3 protein-coding genes and 2 pseudogenes are annotated in these 4353 nt (G+C 46.1%); 4 read left to right on the top strand and 1 reads right to left on the bottom strand.

Features of this window, described 5'->3' with window-relative positions; genetic code table 11:
* Positions 1 to 1630: pseudogene (locus QZL64_RS12715) on the bottom strand (DNA-directed RNA polymerase subunit beta); the annotation flags it as partial.
* Positions 1631 to 2147: 517 nt separating this feature from the next.
* Between QZL64_RS12715 and thiS the strand changes: the two are divergent.
* From thiS to QZL64_RS12695, 4 genes and pseudogenes are all read left to right on the top strand, one after another.
* Positions 2148 to 2342, top strand: a complete 195-nt coding sequence (gene thiS, locus QZL64_RS12710) for a sulfur carrier protein ThiS (RefSeq protein ID WP_021842333.1) — start codon at positions 2148 to 2150, stop codon at positions 2340 to 2342.
* Entirely contained in the window at positions 2342 to 3133 is a 792-nt protein-coding gene (gene thiF / locus QZL64_RS12705; protein ID WP_021842332.1) for a sulfur carrier protein ThiS adenylyltransferase ThiF, read from the top strand. The genes thiS and thiF overlap by 1 nt, the downstream gene beginning before the upstream one ends.
* A gap of 4 nt (positions 3134 to 3137) precedes the next feature.
* Positions 3138 to 3962 (top strand): thiazole synthase, encoded by an 825-nt coding sequence (locus tag QZL64_RS12700; RefSeq protein ID WP_021842331.1) that lies wholly within the window; start codon positions 3138 to 3140, stop codon positions 3960 to 3962.
* A 118-nt stretch (positions 3963 to 4080) separates the two neighbouring features.
* Positions 4081 to 4353, top strand: a pseudogene (locus QZL64_RS12695) (2-iminoacetate synthase ThiH); the annotation flags it as partial.

Raw genomic sequence — 4353 nt, 5'->3', positions numbered from 1 at the left:
CTACACGACGATATGGCGCTTCAATAAAGCCGAATTCGTTAACTTTCGCATAGTTGGAAAGGGAAGAAATCAAGCCGATGTTCGGACCTTCAGGTGTTTCGATCGGACACATACGACCATAGTGGGAGTGATGCACGTCACGAACTTCGAAGCCCGCACGTTCACGAGACAAACCACCAGGTCCCAACGCGGACAAACGACGTTTGTGCGTCAATTCGCCAAGTGGGTTAGTCTGATCCATGAACTGGGACAACTGAGAGGAACCGAAGAATTCTTTAATAGCTGCCACTACCGGACGAATGTTGATGAGCGCCTGTGGCGTAATCATAGCATTGTCTTGAATCGTCATACGTTCGCGAACTACACGTTCCATACGAGTTAAACCGATGCGGAACTGATTCTGTAACAATTCGCCTACGCAACGCAAACGACGGTTACCCAAGTGGTCGATATCATCCACATGACCAACGCCATCCATCAAGTTCAACAAGTAGCTGATGTTGGCAATCATATCTTCGCGAGTTACCGTACGATGTTCAAACGGCAAGTTGCTGTTATTGCAGATAACTTTGAAGGAGTGGCCTTCAGAGCTCTTCACATAGAATTCCGCAAAACCTTCACCGCTGAAAACGCCGCTATTCGCAACGATATCGAGCTGTTCTTCGTTCATTACTGTATCAGCATCAACGATGATTTCGCCGGTTTCCATGTTTACGATTGGCTGAGCCAAAGTCTGACCCAACATACGTTGACGCCAGCCTAATTTTTTATTCAATTTATAACGACCTACGCGCGCTAAATCGTAACGACGCGGATCGAAGAATAAATTGTCGAATAAATTACGTGCACTTTCCACTGTAGGCGGTTCGCCCGGACGTAATTTTTTGTAAATTTCAACCAACGCTTCTTCGGAAGATTCGGTGGTATCTTTTTCAAGGGTGCGAAGCAAGCGTTCGTCATATACGCGATTGCCTTCTTCGTCAGTTTCACCATTCCAGAACAATTCCAAAATGGATTCATCCGTGCTCCAACCAAGGGCACGAACTAAAATTGTAGCCGGTAATTTACGATTACGGTCGATACGTACGGATACGATTTCGTTAGCATCTGTTTCAAGCTCAATCCAAGCACCACGATTAGGAATGACTGTGGAACCGTACAAGCGGTTACCCATAGTATCGATTTCACGAGTGTAATATACACCCGGGGAACGAACCAGCTGGGATACGATAACACGTTCCGCCCCGTTGATAATGAATGTACCGGTTTCGGTCATCAACGGGAAGTCGCCCATGAAAACTTCCTGTTCTTTAATATCCTGGTTTTCAGGATCATTATTAATCAAACGAACGTTAACACGCAATGGCGCCGCATAAGTAGCATCACGGTTCTTACATTCGTTAATATCGTATTTTGGCTCCCCAAGGCTAAATCCTTCAAAAGAAAGCACTAAATTACCTGAATTGTCTTTAATCGGAGAAATATCGTCAAAAATATTTTGTAAACCGCTCTCCAAAAACCACTCATAAGACTTGCGTTGCACGTCCAATAAATGTGGCATTTCTAGAACTTCGTTAATTTTAGCATACGTATAACGCGTTCTTTTACCTACCTTCTCAGGTTTGAACATACCAGCTTTCACCCCTCATTTCAATTGGCTTACCTTCTATTCTATAACGGTATGACATCAGACAAAAATCCAGGTCTCAGTTTTCCTGTTAACGCAATGACAAAATAAGCAAGGCTCTCATTTTTTTATTTTGAACCTTGCTTCGCCTTCGGTTAACACAACCTTGGAAGATTTACCCTTTATCAGTAACGATGTTATAGTCATATTATTGAGTACCCCTTAATTTATACGACGCATTCGTACGCCTATAAAATAATATTATACATTAATCAATATATATCTGAGTACATTTGCAATTTAGTATTATATCATTATAAAATTGCTTTGTCAAAAATATTTTACAAAAAAAAATTCCCGGACAATGACTGCAAAAAATTTTTTGAAAAATCACTTTGCCCATTCTCAAAACTCTGCTATACTGAAATCAATATATAACCATGACATGAAGGGGGAGCACCACCAAAAGGGTGCTCTCCCTTCATGTCTTTTTTTATAGGAATTTTATAAGGAGGCATCCATGATTGTCAACGGCAAAGAACAAACGCTTACGGAATCTGTGACAGTTTCCGCCTTTCTCGAAACTGCGGGCTACAATTCCAAACGCGTTGTGGTGGAGCGAAACCGCATCATCATTCCGCAAAGCGAATTCGAATCAACTTGGTTACTGGACAGCGACACGCTGGAAATTGTTCACTTCGTAGGAGGCGGCTGATGAATATTACAGTAAACGGCCAAGCCCGGTCGGTAGCTCCCGGCTCGGTTACGGCGGATATCATTACCAACGGCAGCGATGACCTTTGGTTACTAAACGGCTTTGCCGTCGATGGGGCAACGCCCCTCAAAGAGGGCGATGCTTTATTACGCGTGTCACGCACTGAAGCACCTGACGAAGCAACGTACGACGCCGTATGGAACGCTCGTTACGGCAAAACCATTTATAACAAGCTAAAGTCGAGCCACATTCCCATCTGCGGTGCCGGCGGTCTTGGCTCACATATCGCCATTAGCCTCGCGCGGCTTGGCATCGGCGAGCTCACCATCATCGACAAGGATGTGGTAGACATTACGAACCTTGGTCGCCAAGCTTATGAAATGACGGATTTGGGCAAACCGAAAGTTATAGCCTTAAAAGATATTCTTCACCGCATCAATCCGTTCATCAAAGTGAACGCCGTCCACACCACCATCAACAGCAGTAATTTTGACAACTATTTAAAAGGCTTCCCCTACATCATCGAAGCCTTCGACTCGGCTGAAAACAAAGCGGAATTAACAAGCTATGTACTAACGCATTATCCCGCAACAACGTTAATCGGGGCCAGCGGCGTCAGCGGTTACGATCATCCGAATACGGTCCAAACCAAAGAATTATTCAGCCGCTATTACCAAACGGGTGACGGCCACAGCGAAAGCACCCTCGGACTTTTGGCACCGCGTGTCATGCTCTGTGCCGCTCACGAAGCAACCATGCTCTTACATTTATTACTGACTCAAAAGGAGTGACACTATGTCAACAACAGCCTCACAACAGGCCACCATCGAACCAAGTTCTAAATTTACACCGGAAGGCGATACCTTCACGCTGGGCGGCAAAACATTTTCTTCCCGCCTTATCTTAGGTTCCGGCAAATTTTCACTACCCCTTATAAAAGCCGTCGCCGAAGAAGGCAAGGCTCAAATCATCACCTTAGCTTTGCGTCGCGCCACGCCGGACGGGCAAGAAAACATCTTAGACTTTATGCCTAAAGATGTAACCTTATTGCCAAATACCTCAGGTGCCCGCACAGCGGAAGAAGCGGTGCGCATTGCCGAACTCTCCCGTGCCATGGGCTGCGGCGATTTTGTCAAAGTAGAAATCATTAGCGATGCCCGCTGGCTCTTGCCGGATAACCAAGAAACCATCCGTGCCACCAAAATGCTGGCCGATAAAGGCTTTGTCGTACTCCCTTATATGTATCCCGATTACTATGCCACTAAGGCTCTTGAAGAAGCCGGCGCAGCCGCCATCATGCCCCTCGCCGCACCGATTGGCAGTAACCGCGGTCTTTGTACCAAAGCTTTCATCGACATTGTTCTAAAAAGTACGGACTTGCCGGTTATCGTCGATGCAGGCATCGGCAAACCGTCGGAAGCATGCGAAGCCATGGAGATGGGTGTCACCGCCATCATGTGCAACACGGCCATCGCCACGGCCGGCAATGTAGCGCAAATGTGTAAAGCTTTTCGCCTCGCCATCGAAGCCGGTCGCCTGGCGTACCTTGGCCAAACGGGCCGCGTTATTGCGGACCAAGCGGAAGCATCCAGCCCACTCACGGGCTTCTTGAACGATTAAATACATACACACGAAATGATTACGTGCGCATCTTCAAGACAAGTTCTTCCGACATTGATCACCGGATTACTTTCCTAATGCGCAATTAAACTCAAGCTAAATAATTTAGGAGATCATAATGAATATATTACCTACTCCTCGTCATATGATGCCGCCCAAGCTCAATGGCCACATCAAAACGGCCACGCCCGACGACGAAGCTGTATTAAAAAATAACATCATGGCCTACACTTCGTCCATGGACCAATTGGATATGACGCGGCTCAACTATGTGCTGAATACTAAAAACAGCTTTTCTGATAAAAACTTTACCGCCCACCATGTAGAGCAAGCCTTGGCCAAAGACACATTGGAGCCGGAAGATTTTATGGCCCTCCTCAGTACGGCTGCC

Origin of the sequence: Veillonella sp. CAG:933 (assembly GCF_000431435.1) — a bacterium.
Classification (GTDB): domain Bacteria; phylum Bacillota; class Negativicutes; order Veillonellales; family Veillonellaceae; genus Veillonella_A.
The sequence above is the reverse complement of the archived record's forward strand: the minus strand, read 5'-3'. Positions and strand labels throughout refer to the sequence as shown.

Excerpts from the sequence above, each read along its gene's own strand:
- thiS (WP_021842333.1), top strand. The coding sequence starts at position 2,148 with ATGATTGTCAACGGCAAAGAACAAACGCTTACGGAATCTGTGACAGTT.
- thiF (WP_021842332.1), top strand. The coding sequence starts at position 2,342 with ATGAATATTACAGTAAACGGCCAAGCCCGGTCGGTAGCTCCCGGCTCG.
- QZL64_RS12700 (WP_021842331.1), top strand. The coding sequence starts at position 3,138 with ATGTCAACAACAGCCTCACAACAGGCCACCATCGAACCAAGTTCTAAA.